Annotated in this window: 20 protein-coding genes; 9 read left to right on the plus strand and 11 right to left on the minus strand. The window is 40.6% G+C overall.

The window, feature by feature from the left end; translation table 11 throughout:
- Nucleotides 1–40: 40 nt before the first annotated feature.
- Complete coding sequence (locus tag VB715_RS14770; protein ID WP_323301981.1) at nt 41–1,033, minus strand: hypothetical protein; 993 nt, start codon at nt 1,031–1,033, stop codon at nt 41–43.
- A gap of 287 nt (nt 1,034–1,320) precedes the next feature.
- Between VB715_RS14770 and rimI the strand changes: the two genes are divergently transcribed.
- Together rimI and VB715_RS14780 are read left to right on the plus strand one after the other, a co-directional pair.
- Complete coding sequence (rimI, locus tag VB715_RS14775) at nt 1,321–1,878, plus strand: ribosomal protein S18-alanine N-acetyltransferase (protein ID WP_323301982.1); 558 nt, start codon at nt 1,321–1,323, stop codon at nt 1,876–1,878.
- Nucleotides 1,879–1,931: 53 nt separating this feature from the next.
- On the plus strand, nt 1,932–2,525 hold the full coding sequence (locus tag VB715_RS14780) for a TetR/AcrR family transcriptional regulator (protein WP_323301983.1): 594 nt from the start codon (nt 1,932–1,934) through the stop codon (nt 2,523–2,525).
- 23 nt (nt 2,526–2,548) lie between these two features.
- Here the strand turns inward: VB715_RS14780 and VB715_RS14785 are convergent, their stop codons facing one another.
- Nucleotides 2,549–3,292, minus strand: coding sequence for a hypothetical protein (locus VB715_RS14785; RefSeq protein ID WP_323301984.1), 744 nt, complete (start codon nt 3,290–3,292; stop codon nt 2,549–2,551).
- 636 nt (nt 3,293–3,928) lie between these two features.
- The gene (locus VB715_RS14790; protein ID WP_323301985.1) at nt 3,929–4,609 is read right to left on the minus strand and encodes a PEP-CTERM sorting domain-containing protein; all 681 of its coding nucleotides are present in this window, start codon (nt 4,607–4,609) and stop codon (nt 3,929–3,931) included.
- A 392-nt stretch (nt 4,610–5,001) separates the two neighbouring features.
- Here VB715_RS14790 and VB715_RS14795 point away from each other — a divergent pair, with 392 nt between their 5' ends.
- Complete coding sequence (locus tag VB715_RS14795) at nt 5,002–5,556, plus strand: Uma2 family endonuclease (RefSeq protein ID WP_323301986.1); 555 nt, start codon at nt 5,002–5,004, stop codon at nt 5,554–5,556.
- 50 nt (nt 5,557–5,606) lie between these two features.
- Here VB715_RS14795 and VB715_RS14800 read toward each other — a convergent pair whose 3' ends face one another.
- On the minus strand, nt 5,607–6,899 hold the full coding sequence (locus tag VB715_RS14800; protein ID WP_323301987.1) for a Glu/Leu/Phe/Val dehydrogenase: 1,293 nt from the start codon (nt 6,897–6,899) through the stop codon (nt 5,607–5,609).
- A 521-nt stretch (nt 6,900–7,420) separates the two neighbouring features.
- On the opposite strand from VB715_RS14800, the gene VB715_RS14805 reads away from it, so the two are divergent.
- Together VB715_RS14805 and VB715_RS14810 are read left to right on the plus strand one after the other, a co-directional pair.
- On the plus strand, nt 7,421–7,897 hold the full coding sequence (locus VB715_RS14805) for a CRR6 family NdhI maturation factor (protein WP_323301988.1): 477 nt from the start codon (nt 7,421–7,423) through the stop codon (nt 7,895–7,897).
- 81 nt (nt 7,898–7,978) lie between these two features.
- A complete protein-coding gene (locus tag VB715_RS14810) occupies nt 7,979–8,551 on the plus strand; it encodes a Uma2 family endonuclease (protein ID WP_323301989.1) in 573 nt (190 codons plus the stop codon).
- Nucleotides 8,552–8,663: 112 nt separating this feature from the next.
- On the opposite strand, the gene VB715_RS14815 is transcribed toward VB715_RS14810, so the two are convergent.
- From VB715_RS14815 to VB715_RS14830, 4 genes are all read right to left on the minus strand, one after another.
- Complete coding sequence (locus VB715_RS14815) at nt 8,664–9,272, minus strand: ATP-dependent Clp protease proteolytic subunit (RefSeq protein WP_323301990.1); 609 nt, start codon at nt 9,270–9,272, stop codon at nt 8,664–8,666.
- Nucleotides 9,273–9,303: 31 nt separating this feature from the next.
- Complete coding sequence (locus VB715_RS14820) at nt 9,304–9,984, minus strand: ATP-dependent Clp protease proteolytic subunit (RefSeq protein WP_323301991.1); 681 nt, start codon at nt 9,982–9,984, stop codon at nt 9,304–9,306.
- Nucleotides 9,985–10,217: 233 nt separating this feature from the next.
- On the minus strand, nt 10,218–10,445 hold the full coding sequence (locus tag VB715_RS14825) for an antitoxin family protein (RefSeq protein ID WP_323301992.1): 228 nt from the start codon (nt 10,443–10,445) through the stop codon (nt 10,218–10,220).
- 218 nt (nt 10,446–10,663) lie between these two features.
- Complete coding sequence (locus VB715_RS14830; protein ID WP_323302087.1) at nt 10,664–11,536, minus strand: alpha/beta hydrolase; 873 nt, start codon at nt 11,534–11,536, stop codon at nt 10,664–10,666.
- Between the two features lie 201 nt (nt 11,537–11,737).
- On the opposite strand from VB715_RS14830, the gene VB715_RS14835 reads away from it, so the two are divergent.
- The 4 genes from VB715_RS14835 (at nt 11,738) to VB715_RS14850 (ending at nt 18,170) form a co-directional block, all read left to right on the plus strand.
- Nucleotides 11,738–12,205 carry a CYTH domain-containing protein gene (locus tag VB715_RS14835; RefSeq protein ID WP_323301993.1) on the plus strand — a complete coding sequence of 156 codons (468 nt, stop codon included), beginning with the start codon at nt 11,738–11,740 and terminating at the stop codon, nt 12,203–12,205.
- 131 nt (nt 12,206–12,336) lie between these two features.
- Nucleotides 12,337–13,704, plus strand: a complete 1,368-nt coding sequence (locus VB715_RS14840; protein ID WP_323301994.1) for a hypothetical protein — start codon at nt 12,337–12,339, stop codon at nt 13,702–13,704.
- Nucleotides 13,705–13,811: 107 nt separating this feature from the next.
- Nucleotides 13,812–14,756 (plus strand): GTPase Era, encoded by a 945-nt coding sequence (gene era / locus VB715_RS14845; protein WP_323301995.1) that lies wholly within the window; start codon nt 13,812–13,814, stop codon nt 14,754–14,756.
- 99 nt (nt 14,757–14,855) lie between these two features.
- Nucleotides 14,856–18,170, plus strand: coding sequence for a hybrid sensor histidine kinase/response regulator (locus VB715_RS14850; protein ID WP_323301996.1), 3,315 nt, complete (start codon nt 14,856–14,858; stop codon nt 18,168–18,170).
- Between the two features lie 5 nt (nt 18,171–18,175).
- On the opposite strand, the gene VB715_RS14855 is transcribed toward VB715_RS14850, so the two are convergent.
- The 3 genes from VB715_RS14855 to petD form a co-directional block, all read right to left on the minus strand.
- Nucleotides 18,176–20,680 (minus strand): DUF3769 domain-containing protein, encoded by a 2,505-nt coding sequence (locus tag VB715_RS14855; RefSeq protein WP_323301997.1) that lies wholly within the window; start codon nt 20,678–20,680, stop codon nt 18,176–18,178.
- Between the two features lie 132 nt (nt 20,681–20,812).
- On the minus strand, nt 20,813–20,929 hold the full coding sequence (locus VB715_RS14860; RefSeq protein WP_323292610.1) for a photosystem II reaction center protein I: 117 nt from the start codon (nt 20,927–20,929) through the stop codon (nt 20,813–20,815).
- Between the two features lie 390 nt (nt 20,930–21,319).
- Entirely contained in the window at nt 21,320–21,802 is a 483-nt protein-coding gene (gene petD, locus VB715_RS14865; RefSeq protein WP_323301998.1) for a cytochrome b6-f complex subunit IV, read from the minus strand.
- Between the last annotated feature and the right edge of the window lie 109 nt (nt 21,803–21,911).

Consider the following 21,911-nt stretch of genomic DNA (forward strand, 5'->3'; position numbering starts at 1 on the left):
CTTAGATCAAACTTTGATCTTTTTAGGGAATCTTGACAAACTAATCAGTCATAGTTGATTCAGAATCGGCCAGACTCACGGTAGTGCTTTCAAAACGACCAGGACGTTCCCGCCCCCATTCTGCCACTTGTTTTAAGACTGACGCTTCAATCTGGGCCTGATTGGCCGCATCTTCTAAACTGGAACTGCTGCCTTTACGCAGAGAGCGAATCGCTGTCTGAACTTTCTTATAGGTTCTGGTGCGATAATTGATTTGTTTTTCTCGTTGGGCAACAATTAAACCCGCAGCTAGGTCGTTGGCTAAGGGAATGGACGCTTTTAAGGGGGTTGTTGCTGTGGGAGTAACCACCAATTGAGCAACTTTTACTGATTGAATGGGCCTTTGTTTGCTTTGCTCTACCAAAGTTAATGGTTGTTCTTGTCGAACAGAATTAAGGGGCTGCTTATTTGGTTCTTCAAAAATCGGGACACTAACCATGGCTAGAGTCTGGTTTGTTTCTTGTAAAGCATGATTGGCTGCGTTTGATGACTCAACAGAAGGGTTGACTTGTCTGGCAAGCTTAGGGGTTGCTTTACGCTGTACTGCTACTGAGGGATGGATGATAGGATTTGACGGGGATTGAGTTCTCTGAGCAGAATTATTTTGATCCGTTGTTTGACTCTTTGCTCTTGCACTTTCTGGTGCTGTCTTGGCAATTTTAGGCACAGAAATCTGGGGGGACGGGGCATGACTGACTGATCGGGTCAAATCCTTTGGGGTTTGGTAAGTGGCTAACTGTGCTTGCAAAGCCTTGATTTGCTGGTCTTTTTCAGCTTTTAGGGCTTCAATTTGTTGTCGATTAGTTTCGATTTGCTGTTGATAATCCGAAGGGATATCTTGGATGTTACGGTGAAACCCTTTTGCGCTTTCAGGACTGGTGGCAACAATTGCCGACTTTTGCTGACGCATAGCAAATATGGTCAGAAATGCTAACACAGCGATCACACCATTGATCTGTAGTAGGGTTTTTAGGACATAAAGCAAAGATTTCATTGATTCCATTCCTCACATAAGGTGTCTCTACAATCGAGGCACTTGACTATAGGTAGTATTGTGACAAAAAATGTTAGAAAATGGTTTCAATCGGTTTTTCATAATTGGAATTGTCATCAAAATATGTTAATAAGATTGGACGAAAATAATCCTTAAATTACCCAAATCTTCATTGACCATCAAAGTGGTAAGAGTAGCAGGTGATTTATTATTACACCAAAATTGTCAACAACTCGTCAAGGGCCAGGGGAAAATGATAGGCTAATAAATGTCAAACTTACTTATCTATGTCACAGCTTAATCTCCATCCTCCTCAGTTAGAACAATTAGGCGAAATTGTCGCCCTAGATAATTGCTGTTTGGGGGGACTCTGGACAATAGATGGTTATAAACGAGAGTTGGCTAGTCCTAATAGTCATTTTTTATTGCTATCATTGGGGCCCCAGAAATCAGTGATTGGTTGTGGCTGTTTTTGGGCAATTTTAGAAGAAGCTCATATTACCTTATTAATGGTTCATCCCGATTATCAAGGACAAGGGTTAGGACAACTACTCCTTTATGGATTACTCCGAGATGCGGTGAAACGTCAACTAGAACGCGCTACCCTAGAAGTTCGCGTTTCTAATCAAGCGGCCCTGACTTTGTATCAAAAATTTGGCTTCAAAATTGCTGGACGACGTAAAGGCTATTATCAACAAACGGGAGAAGATGCTTTGATCCTTTGGCGGGGCGATTTACATTATCCTCAATTTCAACAAGTCTTATCAACTTGGGAACAACAAATCAGCGATCGCCTGACCACAAATCATTGGCAATTCTCTATCGATGGGTGTGCAATGGATTAGAATAGACGGTACAGTTTGAATAAGACTAATTTGTTTCATAGAATTACCTGATAATGATGATCCTAAAACCCCCCACAATTCGACTCACTGAAAAAGCAGAACAAATTTTGCGAGGAGCTTTACCAGAGTTTTTAAATAATGGTTACGCTGGTACAAGTATGGATAAAGTTGCCAAAACTGCTGGGGTTTCCAAACAAACCCTATATAGTTATTTTTGCGATAAAGAAGGATTATTTACGGCCTTAATTAAATACGTTGCTTGTCAAAAATTTCGCTTAGTTTGGTCCCAACCTTTAATGGGAGAACCTCAAGCAGTGTTAACCCAATTAGCACAACGCATTCTTCAAGAAATTCATGATCCTGAGCATCTTTGCTTTGTTCGTCTTATTATTGCCGAATCAGAGAAACATCCTGAATTATCTCAATTATTTTTACAGACTGTCGCTCAACCTGCGATCGCTATTCTCAAAAACTATCTTGAAGAACATTCTGAACTAAACATTGATGATCCTGAAGTCATTGCCCATATTTTTGTGGGAACCTTAATTCATCATACCCTCACCCAAGAAATGCTTCATGGTAAAGAGATTATTCCCATGAAAGCTGAGGGATTAATTAAGAATTTGGTTAACTTAATTGTCAATTAGACTTATATCAAAGAGTCTGAAAATCACCCCCCAAAAACAACCGCATCAGGAATTTCGTAACGCTCGTTGCCAATACGAATAATGGAGAGATCCCCTTCTTTAGATGCCCTAAACTCGCCGGGATCGGCTTGACTGACATCAGCACTAATCGCTTTACCATTTTCAAAGAAAATCACGCGGCTTCGTCCATCCGGTTTTTTTACCGTTACATCAGCATTACCATTGCCTTTACGAGTCACGCCAAAAGGACAAGATCCCGTCGGTTGTCCATTCCCCATGGAACAGGGAATATTGCCCGTAGCGTGAAAATTTGTCCCCGGAACTTTAGCATCACTGGTAGTATTACCTGCAATATTGATTTGTAGTTTGTAGTTTGCTACTTCGTTGCGTCGCGCTGCACTTCGTATTAGGGCAACCCTTATTAAGTAATCCCCAGAGGCGGGAAGGGTACCTTTAAATTGATTGTTATTAGTCTCGCCGATGAACATTGCCCCATCATTGCCTGGCACTTTTCCAGGGGCAAAAATATTAAAGGAGTTTCCCCCATTATTAGTATTTAGGCTAACTGTCATTAATTGTCCTGCTTTAGCATTAATCAGGTAATCGACAATCTGCTCACCTTTGATTTTGCCTTGAATAGTTGTTCCTGATGTTCCTGATTGAAATTGTACCCGTTCTTTACGGATTTCACTCAAGGCTGGCGTTGAAAACATTGCAGGTGTAGTTATTAAGGCAGTAAGTAATAAAGCTGAAAAAAGCTTACGCATGATTTAAGTTTTCTGTCATTACATATATTGTTAATGAGACGGTGAAAGGAACGATTTGACATCATCCCCGCCCTAAAAGTGCGGGGATTCCCAAACCTCACGATTTAGGTTTCTGCTTCATAGCAACAGCCTCCACCCTCAAGGAGTTTTCTGGTCTTATGTTCGCTCCACAGACTATCCCCGCAAGCCCTGCGGTTCTTATGTGTCGAAATCTCAAACAAGAGAATTCTTGTGTGTTTTGATTCTAGGGGTGGACTGCCCATTGCCCTGTCCTCTTTTCCCGGTCTACCGATTTGTCTGCGCCGCCAGTCAAACTGGGCTTCGCTCGTTAGGCTATCTGAATCCATCGTCGCGGGTGGGTCAGTGACCATATTCATTCTACCATATAAAGCCGTCCTACAAGGACGGGGTTTCAAACCCAATTTTCAGATGATTAAGGAAGGCGATTCAACTTCCTCACACGCAAATATTCCCTACAATTACCTTAAATGGGTTGGCTCTCCTGAGTTTCGTGGGTCTATCTTGTCTCCCCATCTAGGCATAGTCAGATAGAGCAAGCTTTTCAGGCTTTAGAGAGATTATAGAATGTATCATGATGATAGATTCTATACACGGAATCCAAGAGAGCCATGGGTTTTAGCTTTTGCGCTTGCGGCTAACCAATCCACCTAAGCCTAATACACCTAAGCCTAAAAGGGTGCTGGGTTCGGGTACTTGTTGTTGGGTAAGGCCATTACCCACGCTGTCTAAGGCACCGTCTCCAGTAATGGTGATGGTATATTCAACTGAAATATTCTTGGTATGAAAAGGCAAAATGCTGACTGCATTAGGCTGACTTCCACCCACAGAAGTTAAAGTTGCAAGAACCTGTAGCGTATTAGAATCAATGATGTCCTTGACTACCGTAACACCGGGAGGAGTAGTTGTCGTTACATCCAAGCTCATCAGATCAAAAAAATTATTATTAGTGGGATCAATATCAACATCGTAGGATATCCGAAAAGGTGTGCCTACTGGGGTGTCCACTGCGACCAAATCAGGATTAAACTGAAAGAAGAAATCCCACTGAGAACCGTCAGTCTTCAACGACACTATATCAGTACCTTCGTCAGAGGGATCGCTGATAAAAAAATTTGAGAAGAACTTGTCACCACAAAACAAACTGCCAAGTTCTTCTCCCTCCATGACCGAACCTTCAAAACAAGTCATTTGTGCTGCTGAAGCGGAGGGAGCGTTAACAGTACCAACAACGGCAGTAATGCCGATGGTGGTGAGACCGGAAGCAAAGGCTTTAATTAATTTGTTAGTTATCAACATGACTGAACTACCTAATGACTAAAAAACTCCTCACAGGGAGCAAATAAAGGCATTTAAAAGATATCACCCCCCCCGATTTTGTCAAGGGGCTATTTCCGTCTTTTTTAACTTTTTTTAGGAATATTATGGGTTTTTCTAGGTTTTAGAATGCTTAATGTAAGTTTAGTTTTTTTATTGTATAGCGATGATACAGATTAGGAAATCTTATTAAGGATAGAATAATCTCAGACCTTAAGGGTTCAGAAAAAGTTGATCGCTTTGGTGTACCTGATGCGCTTCCTCAACTTCCTTTGTCCTTGAAGTATCGAGGAAAAGAAGTCGAAGTTGTTGCAATGCTTGATACGGGAGCAAGTGTTTAAGTTACAATAAAAGCAAGTTTTCCCCTAGATATCATGATCGCTGTTCCACACGACATCAGCCCCCAAGACTATCTCGATATCGAACGCCAGAGTCAGATTCGTCATGAATATCGACGGGGTTTAGTCTATGCAATGGCTGGCGGTACGGATAACCATGATCGCATTGCCTTTAACTTTCTCAAAGTCATTGATGATCATTTCGGCGACTCTACAGACTGTCGGTTTCACTCTGGCAATGTGAAAGTTAACTATAAGGATGAATTTTATTACTATCCCGATGCTTTTGTGACCTGTGACCCCCGCGATCGCACTGATCGTTATCTTAAACGCTACCCGAAACTGATCGCCGAAGTCCTTTCCCCCAGTACAGCAGCTTTTGACCAAGGGGAAAAATTTAAGGATTATCAACAGCTTGAAACTTTAGAAGAATATGTGTTAATTACCCAAGAAAGTCAGCGTGTAGAATGCCGTCGTCTTACTTCCATGGGGGTTTGGGAAACAACCATTTATGACGGCGATGATCTCGTCATCCTGCAAAGTATCAATCTTGAGTTGGCGATCGCCGATCTCTATCGTGGGATAGATTAGGTTTGACATACTCCACTTGCTAAAGACGAGTGGAGTATGTCAAAAGAACCTTAATGTCCTAACCCATTAACATAATAATCCCTGGTTCCTTTCGCATCTAAAGCTTCTCCTAAACGGTTTAACGCATGAATATAGGCCGCTGTCCGCATAGAAACATCAAATTCTTGGGAAATTGACCAAACTTTTTCTGCTTCCGTCACCATTTTCTCTTTCATTCTTTCATGAACTTCCGTCTTTGTCCAATACAAACCACTGCGGTTTTGTACCCATTCAAAATAACTAACTGTTACCCCTCCAGCATTGACTAAAATATCAGGAAATACATAAATTCCTTTTTTATTTAAAATGTCGTCTGCTGCTGATGTAATAGGGCCATTTGCCACTTCAAAAATGTATTTTGCCTTGACATCATTGGCATTTTGGTCGGTAATTTGGTTTTCTAAAGCTGCGGGAATTAAAACATCCACATCTAGGGTTAATAATTCCTCATTGGTAATGCTTTGATGTTCACCAATATTACACACCGTATCTTCACAATAAATGGCCGCAATACCCCGATGTTCTTTTTTATACTGACGAATACTCAAAATATCGAGTCCTTTTTCCGCATAAATTCCTCCTTTAGAATCACTGACAGCCACAATTTTATAGCCAACTTTTGCCAACAATTCTGCAATGACAGCCCCCGCTTTACCAAATCCTTGAACTGCTACTGTGGTCTTTTCAGGAATCAGGTCAAACTTGGGAAGAATGGACTGAAGTACACAAAAAGCTCCCGTTCCTGTGGCGGTATCTCGTCCTTGACTACCGCCCATTGTTTCGGGTTTTCCTGTTACTACCCCAGGACTAATTTTGCGTTGGATAATACTATATTGATCCATCATCCAACCCATGATCATCGCATTGGTATAAACATCAGGGGCAAGGATATCAATATCAGGGCCAATAAAGTCGGCGATCGCTTCAATATAACCCCGACTTAATCGTTCTAATTCTTGTTTAGATAATTCCTTGGGATTCAGAGTAATACCGCCTTTTGCTCCACCAAAGGGTAAATTTAATAAGGCACATTTAAAGGTCATCCAAAATGCTAAAGATTGTACTTCATCCATGGTGACATTAGGATGATAACGTACCCCACCTTTGCCTGGCCCTCTGGTATCATCATAGCGCACTCGATACCCTTGAAAAATGCGTAAAGAGCCGTCATCCATTCGCACGGGAATAGAAACGCTTAAGCTGGTTTTAGGGTGTTTTAATCTTTCACTAGCATCTTCAGAAATTGAAACATATTTTAAGGCTTGTTCTAGTCGGGTACTGGCATCAGCTAATAGTCCATCCATGATATTTTCATTCCTTTTTTAGCGGGTAATTATTAAACAAATTATAGAGAAATCACTTCAGTTAATTTTGGTCATGTTACTCGACCAAATCCCTTAATAAGTCTTACAAGCAATTTCAAACTAGAATCCGGTTGTAGGAGAAATTCTAGTTCTTACCTATCTGATCACAATCTACTAACAGATTAGAGATTGCTGTCTTGTCTCTTCTTTTATTTTAAGCTATTTTTTAGTCACTTGCTAACCCCTGCTTATTATTTGTTTAATATTTGCTGAGCAATGGGGATCAGCTTAATTATCGATTATATCACCGTTTAACTATGATAAATAGACGTAATTCTTTTGATTAAAAACTAAAATTTAATAAGAAAAGCAGGACAATTATAACATTTTTGGGCTTCAAAAACTAAGATTTTAATAAAAGAAAATAGTGAGGGATAACTCCAGGAATGAATAATGAGTAGGTTTACTTAAATCCCTGATTTCTGAGACAATAGGATAAATGCTGTTAGGTTAAAGATTCCATGACTCAAACGATCGCCATTCAACTAGATCATCTGACTCGTTTAGATGTTACCCCTGTCACTTCTATCGTGGAAACATTGTTAAGGGAAGGGGCGATCGCTACTCAGGAACAAACCCTAAGCTTTGAAATTCATTATCCTCGTGATCCTAGCGATCCCAGGGAACTCTCAGAAATTCCTGAAATTCGTCTCTGGTTTGTACGTCTCGATAGTGTTTATCCTTGGCTGCCTTTTCTTTTAGACTGGAAAGGGGGAGAATTAGCCCGATATACAGCAATGTTAGTCCCTCATCAATTTAGCCGTGTTGAAGGTATTCAATACAACCCTGAAGCCTTAGAAATCTTTGTTATGCACAAATTATTTATTCTTGCTGACTGGCTAAAACAACAAGAAATTCCGGCTCAATTTCGTTTAAAATCTATGGCTCAATTATTTGGCTATGATATCGATGATACGTTTTTTAATATGATTCAATAGCATCTTAAGCAAAAAATCTTTCTATACCGTGAGAAATGTTATGATTTCAGTAGGTTTATCTGGCTAAAAACTTAGTTTGTAATGCTTACAGTTACTCGCAAACAATTTACCCTCGAAGAATATAACCGTCTTACTGAATTAGGATTTTTTGAATCAGAGGAACGGGTAGAATTAATTCGGGGAGACATCATTACAATGGCAGCGAAAAGAACTTTTCATTCAGTCTGTAATGCTTTATTGTTAGAAGAATTATATATTTTATTGCGAGGAAAGGCTAATATAAGAGGACAAGAACCGATTATTATTCCCCCTAATAGTCAACCGGAACCCGATGTTGTAATTGCCCGGAAAAAAGAGGATAATTATTTATCATCCCATCCTCAAGTAGAAGATATTTTACTCATTATTGAAATTGCTGACTCTACCTTAAGATTTGATCGAGAAGTTAAGTTATCTCTTTATGCTGAAGCAGGAATTAATGATTTTTGGCTATTTAATCTGATAGATAATCAGTTAGAAACCTACAATCAACCCTATCAAGCAGCAAATGAAAAATATAACTATCGCTCTCAACAAATTTATCTTCCTAATGATATAATTAGCATACCTCATTTTTCAGATACTTTTCTTGAGTTGGAAAAATTCTTTTTTTGAGTTGAAAAAAGGGGAGTTTATTACTTTTAAAAATTGGTAATTATGCTCAAAAAGTACCCCCACAATTCATAATATCGCGGGGGATTTAATCAATACAACCGTGACCAATTTGTTAAGATAAAGAAAGAGTGCGGTCTTCAATTACCTTATCAATAAGACCATATTCTTGTGCTTCTTCCGCAGACATAAAGTAATCCCGATCCGTATCTTTGTCAATCTTTTCTACAGATTGTCCGCACTTATCTGCTAAAATCTGGTTGAGTTCACTACGAATACGCAGAATTTCATTAGCTTCAATTTCAATGTCTGTCGCTTGTCGTCTTCCCGTTCCCCCCATCGGTTGGTGAATCATGATCCGCGCATGAGGAAGGGCCAAGCGTTTTCCTGGAGTTCCTGCGGCCAATAAAAATGACCCCATAGAAGCAGCCAAACCAACACAAATGGTGATCACATCCGACTTAATATATTGCATGGTATCATAAATCGCCATACCAGCCGTTACTGAACCCCCAGGGGAGTTTATATATAAATAAATCGGTTTACCAGGATCTTCAGAATCAAGGTATAACAAAAGAGCGACAATCCGATTGGCAATACCATCGGTGACTTCTTGACCAAGAAAAATAATCCGTTCCTGGCCTAAACGAGTATAGATATCAATCCATCGTTCGTATTGACTACCAGGAAGACGATAAGGAACACTAGGAACACCAATAGGCATGAGTTTAATTCAATATAGGGGTAAACAGCAATTAACTAACAGCAGTTAGGGGTTTAGGCAGTTCTTTGGTACTTTCTAAGATGCGATCAATTAACCCATATTCTTTTGCTTGTTGAGGGGTTAAATAGAAGGTGCGATCAGTATCTTTGGCAATTTTTTCCACGGGTTGTCCCGTATTTCTTGACAAAATTTCCAACATGGTATGCTTATTTTTCAATACCTCTTTGGCCCGAATTTGAATATCCGTCGCTTGGCCTCGCGCTCCTGAACGGTTTTGATTGAGGACAATGTTAGCATGGGGAAGACTGGCCCGACAACCTTTTGTCCCCGCAGAAAGAATCATTGCGGCTGTTCCCATGGCCTGACCAATACAGATCGTATGGATCGGCGGTTTAACATAATTCATGGTATCACAGATGGCAAAGGCTTCCGTTTCAAAGCCGATCGCATCTCCAGTATGCCAAGATGTCCCTGTTGAGTTGATATAGAAGAAAATGGGTTTATCGGGGTCATCAAATTGCAAATACAGCAATTGAGCGATAATCAGTTGAGTCACATCAATACCCACTTGCTGCTTGATTTCGTCAGAGGAAAATAATGGCAAGCCTAGATAAATGATACGCTCTTTCAGTAGTAAAGACTCTAGATCTGGGGGGGGAGTGCGATAGTTAGCGTCTCCGTAATAACCAGATTGAACAGCTTTAATCTCCATTGGCCGGTTGTTTATGGTAAATGAGTGATGAACAATAATTGCTCTGCCTTTGATTTTAACGAATTATCGGGGCAATTCCCCAAATGAAAAGCTGCTCGATGATCAAATTTGAGATCAAGAGCAGATAATTAGAGACGGAAAAATTTATAATGACAGTCGTATTTAGTTAGATGGGACACAGGGAACCTTTTGTTCCTTTCTGTGGCGCACTGTATCCTTAAACTAATATTCAGTTATTCTGAAATGGTGACACGGTGAGCATTGGCCATCATTGAGGTTTGACGCATCCGATGCAAAAGTGCTTCGAGAATTTCTTTGCGGGTTTCTCGATCTACTACTGTATGAGCATAACCAGAAGCAACTTGTATGGTCAATTCTACTTCTGCATTTTCGGGTAAATAACAAGGATCTTGAGGAATAAATGTACCATCGCAATAAATAGCTTTGACTTTTTTTAACATTAGTCTGACCTTAAAGATAATTGAATTTGTCGGCAGAGTCTTCGCTTTAGGTGATTTCTTGTAATCAGGTTTAAGTGGAAACAGGGGGAAATGTGCCTTTGCGTTTGTTCATACTATATTTTTCTTGATTAAACGCGATTACGCAATAATAGGAGTCACCCTTTTGATGTGATAGATCTCACTGAATAACCCTAGTAGGAGCGAACAGATGTTCGCCCCTACGACAATAAAAACTCTTTGATCCCTTGACAAGTTTCTTCGGGAGCTTCTTCTGGTAAAAAATGCCCACAATTAATGGCTTTTCCTTGTACATTAATCCCTCTTTTTTGCCAACTTTCTCTGACATCATATTTTTTTTCAATTACTCCTTTTTTTCCCCATAATACTAAGACAGGACATTCAATTTTTTTATTAATATCTGATTGATCATGTTCTAAATCAATGGTTGCTGCTGCGCGATAATCTTCACAAGTCCCATGAATAGTTTGAGGATCGCGAAAACATCTTAAATATTCCTCCATGACTTCTTCAGTAAAAGCAGATTTATTTTTCCCCCAACTGTGTAAACAATGGGTTAAAAAATAGTCGGAATTTTGATTGATTAAGGTTTCGGGAAAAGGAAAAGGTTGGATCAAGAAAAACCAATGATAATAAGCTGTCGCAAATTCTTGATCAGTTTGGGTGTACATTTCATAAGTGGGAGCAATATCTAATAAGACTAATTTCTTGACTTTATCAGGATAATCTAGGGTTAAACGATGAGCAACTCTAGCACCCCGATCATGACCCACTAAATAAAATTTATGATACCCTAACTGAGTCATTACTTCTACTTGGTCTTTTGCCATAATTCTTTTAGAATAATTATCGTGATTAACTGTTCCTTGGGGTTTATCACTATCGCCATATCCTCGTAAGTCAGGAGCAATAACTGTAAAATTATCAGCTAATTTTGGGGCTATTTTATGCCACATTGCATGAGTTTGAGGATAACCATGTAATAATAAAATTGGGTAGCCTTTTCCCCCCTTAATTAGATTAATATTAATGTCCGAAGTCTTGATCACTAAATTTTTAAAATTCGCAAACATTGTTAAGTCAGTGGTCATAATTATAAGCTACAATAAAAAAGTTTGTAGTGAGGGCTTAAGTCCTTAATTATTCTCGGTGTAAACATTCGTTGATTTTTGAACAGCTACTTATGATCTCAATGAAGGACTATAATTGCTCTTAATTTGGTATATCTTAAGTCTTACAAAAAGTCAATAACTTATTAATTATACTTAATCCTTATGGCGATTGAAATTGAAAGAAAATTCCTGGTTAAAAATGATAATTGGCGTTCTTTAGCACCAGGAAAAGTTTATCGGCAGGGTTATATTTTAACCCTAGATAAAATAACAACTGTTCGCATCAGAGTTATTGGAGAAGATGCTTATCTTACCATTAAAAGTAAAACTGAAGGAATTAGCAGAAATGAATTTGAATATCCGATTCCTTTAGACGATGCTAAAATCATGTTAGATACTTTGTGTAACCGTCCCTTAATTGAAAAGATAAGATATAAAATATCTCTTGATAATTTAGTCTGGGAAATAGATGAATTTAAAGGAGAAAATGAAGGATTAATCTTAGCAGAAGTTGAATTAAATAATGAAAATCAAGACATCTTTTTACCCAGTTGGGTTGGGGAAGAAGTGACCCATGATTTAAGATACTATAATGTTAATCTAGCCAAAAATCCTTATCAAACATGGTAATTGATCATCTGACTATTTTCTTATGTGTTGATGATCAAAATGGGTTGTGATCCTTATCACAGAAACTTAATGAATATTCACACATAATTAATAGTAATCAAAAAAGTCCTCAAACACAAAATTATTTAGTTATGGTGAAAAAATCGGAACAAACCATAGACAAAAAAGAGATTAATTTATCACCCAAGGAGATAGCTGAACCCATCAATAAAAATCTGAAAGATCGTTATCAAGGATTGATTGAAGAAGAAGAATCAGACACTTTAAATCTTTGGGAATCTAATGATATTATCAAAAAAATAGATGCTGAAAGATCAGAATTAACCCTTGATAAAACAAGGGTTAGTATTCCTGATTCAACCCAGAAAATATTGGGACTATTTCCCTCTTCAAATTTGAATTTTAATCATGAATCATCATCTATCGGTACTTTGATATTTTCCCCTATTTCTATTGGTATTTTAACCTTAGTTTCTGGCATTATTTTAATTCAAAAAAAAGATATAATTCATCAATTATTGTTAGGAGAAAATGGTTTATCAGAGCAGATAATGGAATTCTTAGGATTAGCCAAACTAAAAGTTTCACAAACAGCAATTTTTCTCCATAACCGCGCCTTAGTAGATGCAAAAATATTAGCAAAATCTCTCAAAGCTATTGAACAAGATAAATTTAGTAAACAAGAATTTTTGTTGTTTGCCAAAATCAAATTTTGTGTTCAATATAATCGACAAGAATACGAAGGATTAAACCAGAGTATTGAGTGTCTAAAATCGGCATTAAAAGCCCAAAAAAGCTACGTTATTATGGATCAAATTGAATTAATGTGTCAAGGAATAAAACAAAAAGAGTTTTATGATCATGTTTACCAAGAACTCAAAAAATATGAAGATCCAGAAGTTTTTCAAAGTAACATAAAGCAAAAATTAACAGCGATTATTCCCCAGATAAAGACAGATGAAGGTAAACATAATTTACAAGTTTATGCTCAAGAGTTAGACAGTCTATGTAAGAATGATTTTAGTTTACGACTCTTTTCTTTATTTACTCAAAAACAATTAAAAGAATTCTCGATTTTACAATCCACATCAGAAATTATTAGTAACCTAAAAGAACAAGATCTGATGAATTTAAAAGTATTAACTTGTTTAGTAATGGTTCACTATGATATGTTTGAAGAATCAGGAAAAATGATCAACATTACTGGCAAAAAAAGCAGCCCAGATACCTATGCAAGAATCATTCAATATCTCGCTTTAGAAAATAGACATCAACAGGCTTACATTCAATTTGAAAAATTAATTGAAGTCTTGCGTCAATGGCATCCATTTTATCAAGCAGTTAGCAAAATTAGAGAAGAATATCCTCCAGAAAATTATAGACAACCGAAAGATTTTAACCAGGAAATACCAGGCTTAGACTTATATCTTAAATATAAAAACTATTTAACAGATCGACAAACGGGCTATACTTATATAGACTTTGGAGAAGAACAATAAATAATTGACCGTGAACCCTCAAAAACATAAAGATTTAACAACCCAAAAAATCAGTAATCAAAAAATTTGGTAAACTGTTGATTATACACCTTTAACCTTATTTAACAATGACCGATGACATTAATCAACTTGTATTGCCTATTATTCCCATAGCACCCGATGGGTTTAAATCAGGGTTTGTAGGAATTATCGGTCGTCCCAACGTAGGAAAATCAACCCTGATGAATCACTTGGTAGGGCAAAAAATTGCCATTACCTCCCCCGTTGCACAAACCACTCGTAACCGTTTGCGAGGCATTTTAACCACCGAAGAAGCCCAGATCATTTTTGTGGATACCCCAGGTATTCATAAACCCCACCATACCCTAGGGAAAATTATTGTCAAAAATGCTCAAGCTGCGATTAATTCCGTCGATGTCATTCTCTTAGTCGTAGATAGTTCTGTCCCTTCAGGTGGTGGCGATCGCTATATCATAGAACTCTTAGAAAACAGTAAAAATCCGGTTATTTTAGGACTCAATAAAAGCGATCAACAACCCTCAGAATATCAATCCTTAGACGAAAGTTATGGCAATCTAATTGGAAAATATAATTGGCCGATTATCAAATTTTCAGCCTTAACAGGAGAGGGCTTAGAAAGCTTACAAAATACCCTAATTGAAAAATTAGATCCCGGCCCTTATTATTATCCCCCAGACCTCGTTACTGACCAACCCGAACGATTTATTATGGGAGAACTAATCAGAGAGCAAATCTTGCAGCTAACGCGACAAGAAGTTCCCCATTCCGTTGCCGTCGTTATTGAACAAGTGGAAGAAACCCCCAGTATTACCAGAGTATTTGCGGCCATTAACGTAGAAAGAAGTTCCCAAAAAGGCATCATCATTGGCCAACAAGGCAGTATGCTGAAAGCGATCGGCACAGCAGCCAGAGAACAAATTCAAAAATTAATTGCCGGGGAAGTCTATTTAAAACTGTTTGTCAAAGTAGAACCCAAATGGCGACAGTCAAACCTGCGCTTAGCTGAATTTGGTTATCGTGTGGAAAATTAAACCACTCAAAAAAATCTTCGGGTCATCTTATAGTTTTTGAGAGGAAACTGGGTACTCTGACTGTAAGAGGCTAGATCCCCAACCTGATAGGACGAAGACATGACCAGCCGTTATTCAAACCCAGACACATTCGCCGATCACTCCTTTGATAGCGACATTTCCCAACTCTTAGATGACTTAGGCCAAGAATTAAGTCCATTCGAGTCCAATGGGGATCTCGACGAATTGGCGAGTTTGTTTGATCAGGAAGAATCAGAACCATTAGAAGACGAAACCCCAAGTCGAGTTACCTTGTCATCCCTGCCATCAGAGGATGAAATTAATAACCTGTTCAGCCATGATTTTACTTGGGAAGGAGAGTCTCAAACTTGGGATCAAGCCTCAAAACCAGAAGAAGACGAAATTTCTAGTCTCCTAGAAAAAGCTTCCCGTCAATGGGAGGAAGATCGTCAGGAAGTCGAAGAAGCTGATAGTTCATTATTTGAGGATTTAACTTCTGCTTTTGAAGATTTAGGAGAAGATAGCGGCTTAGGAGAACTTAAAGACTTATTAGGGGGACAAGATCACGAAGAAGCAAAAGTTACTTCCTCTGTAACCGTATCATTGAGGGCGATTTCCGACTTTTACCCCGCCCTAGAAACCCTAGAATTTCTATTAGACCAACCCCCTATTGATCCGAGTCAAGACTGCCTCGACGAAGCCAGTGCCGCTGAATTAGTTGCCCTCATTGAAGCCCCCCCAATGATCGCCGAAGCTCACCCCGTCGCCCCAACCGTCACGCCCCCAGCAATAACTCTGGTGGATGTCGATGATGATCTAGAGGGAGATGATGAGTTTAAAGACTTAGAGGCCCTGCTGAAAGAAGCTGATCGAACCATGGGCGGCTCCCCCACCCTCTCTCCCACCAAAGGACAACGGCCCTCAACGCGACCACGCAGCACCAAAACCAAAGTCTTTGAACAAAATATGCGGGTTCCCGTCAAACAACTGGATAACCTGAGTAATTTGATCGGGGAATTGGTGGTCAAACGGAATCGTTTAGAACAGGATCAAGAAAGGTTACGACAATTTTTAGATAATCTACTCAACCAGGTACAGAACCTTAGTGATGTCGGTGGGCGGATGCAAGATTTATACGAACGCACCCTTCTCGAAGGCGCATTATTAGCTAGTCGCAATCAAAATCGTGGGGGAATGGGGGGTTATAGTCCAGGGAACAATAGTAGAGACTACAACACCTCTGGGGCAGAAAAGGGAGAAGATCAGGATTTAGATGCGTTGGAAATGGACCGCTTTACGGGTTTCCATTTACTCTCTCAAGAAATGATTGAATTGATCGTCCGAGTGCGAGAATCTTCCTCAGATATTCAATTTCTCGTCGATGAGACAGAACAGGTGGCCCGCAGTTTACGGCAAGTTACCACCCAGTTACAAGAAGGGATGACCAAATCTCGGATGGTTCCCTTTGCCCAAACCGCCGATCGCTTGCCCCGTGCGATCCGAGAAATCTCTATGAAGTTACATAAAAAGGCGAAATTGCAAGTAGAAGGCCGAGATGTTCTCATTGATAAAATGATTCTCGAACAGCTTTATGACCCCATGACTCATTTGGTCAATAATGCCATTACCCACGGTATTGAAGACCCCGCCGAGCGACAAAAACAAGGGAAATCCCCCGAAGGCAAGATTCATTTGCGGGCTTTTCTCCAAGGGAACCAAACCGTGATTACTGTGGCTGATGATGGGGGGGGTATCGATGCAGAACGGGTGAAAATGAAGGCCATTGAAAAGGATCTTATCACCCCAGAAGAAGCGACTATCCTGACAGAAACGGAAATTTATGACTTTCTATTTCATCCTGGTTTTAGCACCCGTGATCAAGCCGATGATTTTGCGGGTCGTGGAGTCGGGTTAGATGTGGTGCGAACCAGTTTAAGCGATATTCGCGGTTCTGTTACCATTGATTCGGTTCGAGGCAAAGGAACCACCTTCATCATTCGTTTACCTCTGACCTTGAGTATTTGTAAAGCTCTCTGTTGTGTCAGCAACCGCGCTCGGATGGCGTTTCCCATGGACGGGGTTGAAGATATGAAAGATTATTTACCCCATGATTTAATCACCGATGAAACTGGGCAAAAATCCGTTTATTGGAACAATCAACAACTGCCTGTCTATTCCCTAGGGGATCTTCTTTCCTATAATCGTCAACTCAGTCGTGGTAATGTTTACGCGGGTAAGAATGAGGATGATACGATTTCCTTAGTTATTTTACGGGGGGCTGGTAATTTATTGGCGATTCAAGTGGATCAGGTGATTGGGGAGCAAGAAATTGTGATCAAACAAATTGAAGGCCCCATTCCTAAACCTTCTGGCATTGCGGGAGCAACGGTTTTAGGGGATGGAACCATTATGCCGATTGGGGATGTTTTAGAATTGATTGAAATTGCTCAAGGACGGCTCCGCACCGACGGCAATAGTAGTTTGTGGAAGAAAAATTCTAGTGCTTTTGATACCTTTACTGGCGATCGCAGTGAACCGACGGTGCTGATTGTGGATGACTCAATTACAGTTCGTGAACTGCTGTCTTTGAGCTTTAGTAAATCAGGTTATCGGGTGGAACAGGCCAGAGATGGTCAGGAAGCTTGGGAAAAACTGCGCTCTGGGCTGCCCTGTGAACTTGTGTTCTGTGATATTGAAATGCCGAGAATGAATGGTTTAGAACTCTTGTCCCAGATGCAAAAAGACCCAACCCTCTCAGCCTTACCCGTAGCACTGTTAACATCCCGTGGGGCAGATCGTCACCGCAAAGTCGCGGCCAAACTTGGGGCAACGGCTTACTTTACCAAACCTTGTCCCGACCAAACCCTCTTAGATGCCGCCCAACGGATGTTAAACGGCGAAATTTTGCTAACTGGCAGCAGCAAAAAAACCAAAGTGAAATCCTTACCTGTGGTTAAACAACAATCTAAGTCATCCAGTCCCCAATCCTCAACTCCATCAGATGTTAATCATAATGTGGTGTTAATCATCGATGATTCGGTAATGGTGCGGGAAATGCTCTCGATGAGCTTTACAAAAGCGGGGTATCAAATAGAACAGGCGCGGGATGGTCAAGAAGCTTGGGAAAAACTGCGCGGTGGTTTGTTTTGTCAGTTGATTCTCTGTGATATTGAAATGCCTAGGATGACTGGTTTAGAGTTGTTATCTCGTCTCAAGGAAGATTCTAAACTTTCGGCCATTCCCATCGCTATGATTACTTCCCGTGGGGCCCAGAAAATGCAACGTATCGCCGCAGAGCGTGGGGCAAAAGGTTATTTTGTTAAGCCCTATATTGAAGAAGTATTACTCGATGCGGCTAAACGATTAATGGCTGGGGAGGTTTTATTAGATATTCATAGTTTAGTGGAAAATTAACAGTTTTACCGAGGAACCCCTTGAATAACAGGACGAATCCCCGTACCATCAAATGGCCCAGGATTACCACCCCAGTTAAAGTCACTAATCCGTAGACTAAGGGAACCGACTTTTAAAACCGTGTTATAGCGGAGGAGAATGCTATAGGTGCGGCGACTGTATTCCAAAAATAAATCAGTGTTGATTTCTTCATCAGTATCAATATTATAGGCACTTTGTACCCCAAAGCGCACTGGCCCATATAACTGTTGTGTTAATCCCCAAGTTAAGGTTTTTAGATCGGCATAACGATCAAACAAAAACGGGGAAGGATCGCCACGCAAGGCCTGGCTAAAACTGAGATTAAACCCAGTGTAATCGAGGAAAGGACGGGAAAAATGGCCAATCTGTCCTGATAGTCCAATCGTTCCCGATAGGGAAGGTTGAGAGTCCCCATTGCCATAGAGACTGGTGACTCCTGTCACCCCGGTAGAGAGTACCAAAAAGGGAAGAACAGGGGTTGGGCTGTATTTTAATCCCTCTTCAGGCGTTGGGGGGAGAGCTTCTCCATACCAGAGCAAAAACGGGCGATTGAGGGATGCTGCCCCTTGAAAACGCATTAAGGTGACACGATTATCTTCTGAATAGCTTCCCAATAAACTCGCGCGATCAGTATCTGCATTGACGCTCTGAATCGAGCCTTGATAACTTAATTGTAGTCCTGATGTATCCAAGAGTATTTGGGGAGAAACCACAATTAAACCCGCACTACTGCGAACTGTTTGGAAGCCCAGCGAACCATTAAACAAACGCTCACGATAATTGTACTCAAATCGTAGATCATGGGGTCTAGCCAAGTCCCCAATACGATGCTGCACAAAGGTTTTCGTTCGCAGGCGATCTTCAATATCGCTGAATTCCAGACTGGTTAAAGAAGTGCGAGCAAATAAACTGGTTCGCGCATCAAAGTTGGCGTTAAACTCAGTGGTAAACCCAAAGGTAGGCGGACTAATCGCATCAATATCATCTTCATTTTCAAGATATAAGTCGCTATTGGGGTCATCAGTGGTTAAACTGTCAGGGAATACCCCTTTTTGCAGATAATATTGAGGGGTAACTTGCCACCGGACGAAATCGGTGTCAATCACATTAAAGCCCCGTTCGACAAAAAATCCCCCTCGATCAAAATCATCGTAACCAAAACCAATGACACCCGGTTGGCGATCGCGTTGATCAATAATTAGTCGATCTTGAGTGGGAAAAGAGGTCTTTTGATCGAGAACAACTCGTGAGTTCGTGAGTTTTACCTCATCAACCAAGGGAGCAATATTACGATAAGTGGCGGTTTCGGCCCTGATTTCCACTTCTGGAGGCGAAAAGGGATCATTACTTAAACGGGCATTAGTGGCACGCCAACCATCGGCATCAAATTCCATCCTTTCTGCTTCAAAGCGAATACGGTTAATTTGTCCCCCACTACCTTGCCCTGTATTGCCGCTAATGCCTTGAGCATTTTCTGCCCCAAAGGCCAAGCCAAAGGAATATTTAATCCCTTCCGCAGTCGTAATGCGTTGTAGTGGTTGATTGACAGCCAGTCGCTCGTTTAAAGTTTGATTGGGAATTAAGGCGTTGTCAGCTGCGCTGGGTAAAGTGGGGGCAAAGTCTCGTCCGGTGGTCGGTTGATAAATTTCTCCATTGGCATTAAAAATTACGCCGCTATCTTGCACAAAATAATATTCAAACCTTTCTCCCCGTAAGGTTTGATCCCCCCGATCTAAAACCACATTGCCCTCGGCCACGGCAAATTGATCGGGAAGATTTATCCAAAGCCGATCAGCCAATAACACCCCATTGGCAAAGCGCATCACCACGTTGCCTTCTGCATAGACGACTTCCCTTTCTGAGTCATATTCTTGGCGATCGCTAATCAATTCTACGACCCCAACTGTAGTCTCTGAGGCGGCTCCTGGATTAGTTTTTGGGGTCAATTCTGGAAATATCTCAAATTGCCGCTGACTCAGGGAATTGGGTGTTTTGTTCTCTCGTGAGGACGGCGTTGGTAACCGAAATTCTTTGGGGGATTCTCCCCGTTGTTGAATTACCAAACGACGAGCGTAAGACTGTTGAGCAGACTGGGTTTCACTGATTTGGGGGATTGGTTGTGAAGATTCCTGTGTCCAGGGAATTAAGATGGGGCTAGGCTTAGAACTTGGTGCTGAGGCGGACTCCCCCACTGAAATCGGATTGCCTAATACATTCGCTGCTCCCTCTGTGGGGGGAAGTGTTGGAGAGAGAGACGGAGTGGGAATGTCTTGGGGATCGGATAAATAAAACTCAACTACCTGTGGCGGGGTAGGGCTGAGGAGATCAGGGACTTGGTTGGCCAACAAGGAGCCACTTGTCCCTGATTTTATCGGGGACACAATGGGTGAATGCCTTTGAATCAGGGCTTCTAGGGGTTGCCCTTGGGGGTTTGCAACGACGGGTTGAATCTGAGCCGGTGGATTAGGTGGTGGAACGAATGGGGGCATCTTTTAGATAAACATCAAGCTCAAAGGTTTAGTGGCTACCTGCAGCGTGACTTAGCAGATGAAGGATCGGGACGAGCCATATCTCGCCCCTATCGTCTTACTCACCTAAGTTAACACAACCTTAATTCGGGCTTACTCGAAGTCCTTCCGGCCGGGGTTACGGGTGGGGTCGCTCGAAAGAAAGCCAAAGACAAACAGGGAGATGAAGAAAGCGACAACGATATAAACGACAATTTTCAGTGTTAGCATCTTATTTTGGTTCTCCTTTTCAGGGTTAGTCCTAAATCATAAGTAAAATGTTCCTCTCTGACTTTAACCTATAAAGGGCCATTTGTCCTATTGAGTAATAAAAATGATACAAATTTCTTGAAAAATGCAAATATTGTGCATTTTGTTGATTCTTCTAAACCTTGGTTTTTCTGGATTAATAATTCTAAAAAACAAGTCTATTGGTTATATTTTAAGGGGAAATGAAGCGACAAAAGTCTCGACAAAATCATGGGAGTTTGGGGAATTTAGAAACCCCGACTTCTCAAAAAAAGTCGGGGTAGTTCATAAGTGCCAGCGATCGCTCTTTCCCTAAACAACAGGATGAGAAACAACCACAGGCATCAAATAAAAGCTCAAGCTCAGTTTTGTTTAGAACAGTCCCAAAGTCAAAGACTTGTCAATAGGGAAAGTCGCACCCGCACCCAACCATAAGGTAACAACCGTTCCCAAGAGGAAAACAGCAGTTGCAATGGGACGACGGAAAGGGTTTTGAAACTTGTTGACACTTTCAATGAAAGGAATCAACATTAAACCGAGGGGAACTGCCGCTTGACAAGCAATTCCTAAAAGTTTGTTGGGAAGAATCCGTAAAATTTGGAAAACGGGATATAAATACCACTCAGGTAAAATCTCTAAGGGAGTGGCAAAGGGATCAGCGGGTTCACCAATTAAGGCAGGGTCAAGAACCGCTAAACCTGTTACTAACCCAATGGTACCTAAAATAACAATGGGGAAAACATAGAGCAGGTCATTGGGCCAAGCAGGTTCCCCATAATAATTATGACCCATTCCCTGGGCCAACTTGGCACGCAGTTTAGGATCACTTAGATCTGGCTTTTTCTCAGTTGCCATAGGATAGATTTCTCCTTATCGAAAAAATGGATCAGCAGGATTTTTATCTGAATATGGGTGATTAGTGTTCAATTATCTAAAGTTTAGCGATAATTAACTGTTCACTAAT

It is taken from the genome of Crocosphaera sp. UHCC 0190 (genome assembly GCF_034932065.1).
In the GTDB taxonomy this organism is placed as follows: domain Bacteria; phylum Cyanobacteriota; class Cyanobacteriia; order Cyanobacteriales; family Microcystaceae; genus UHCC-0190.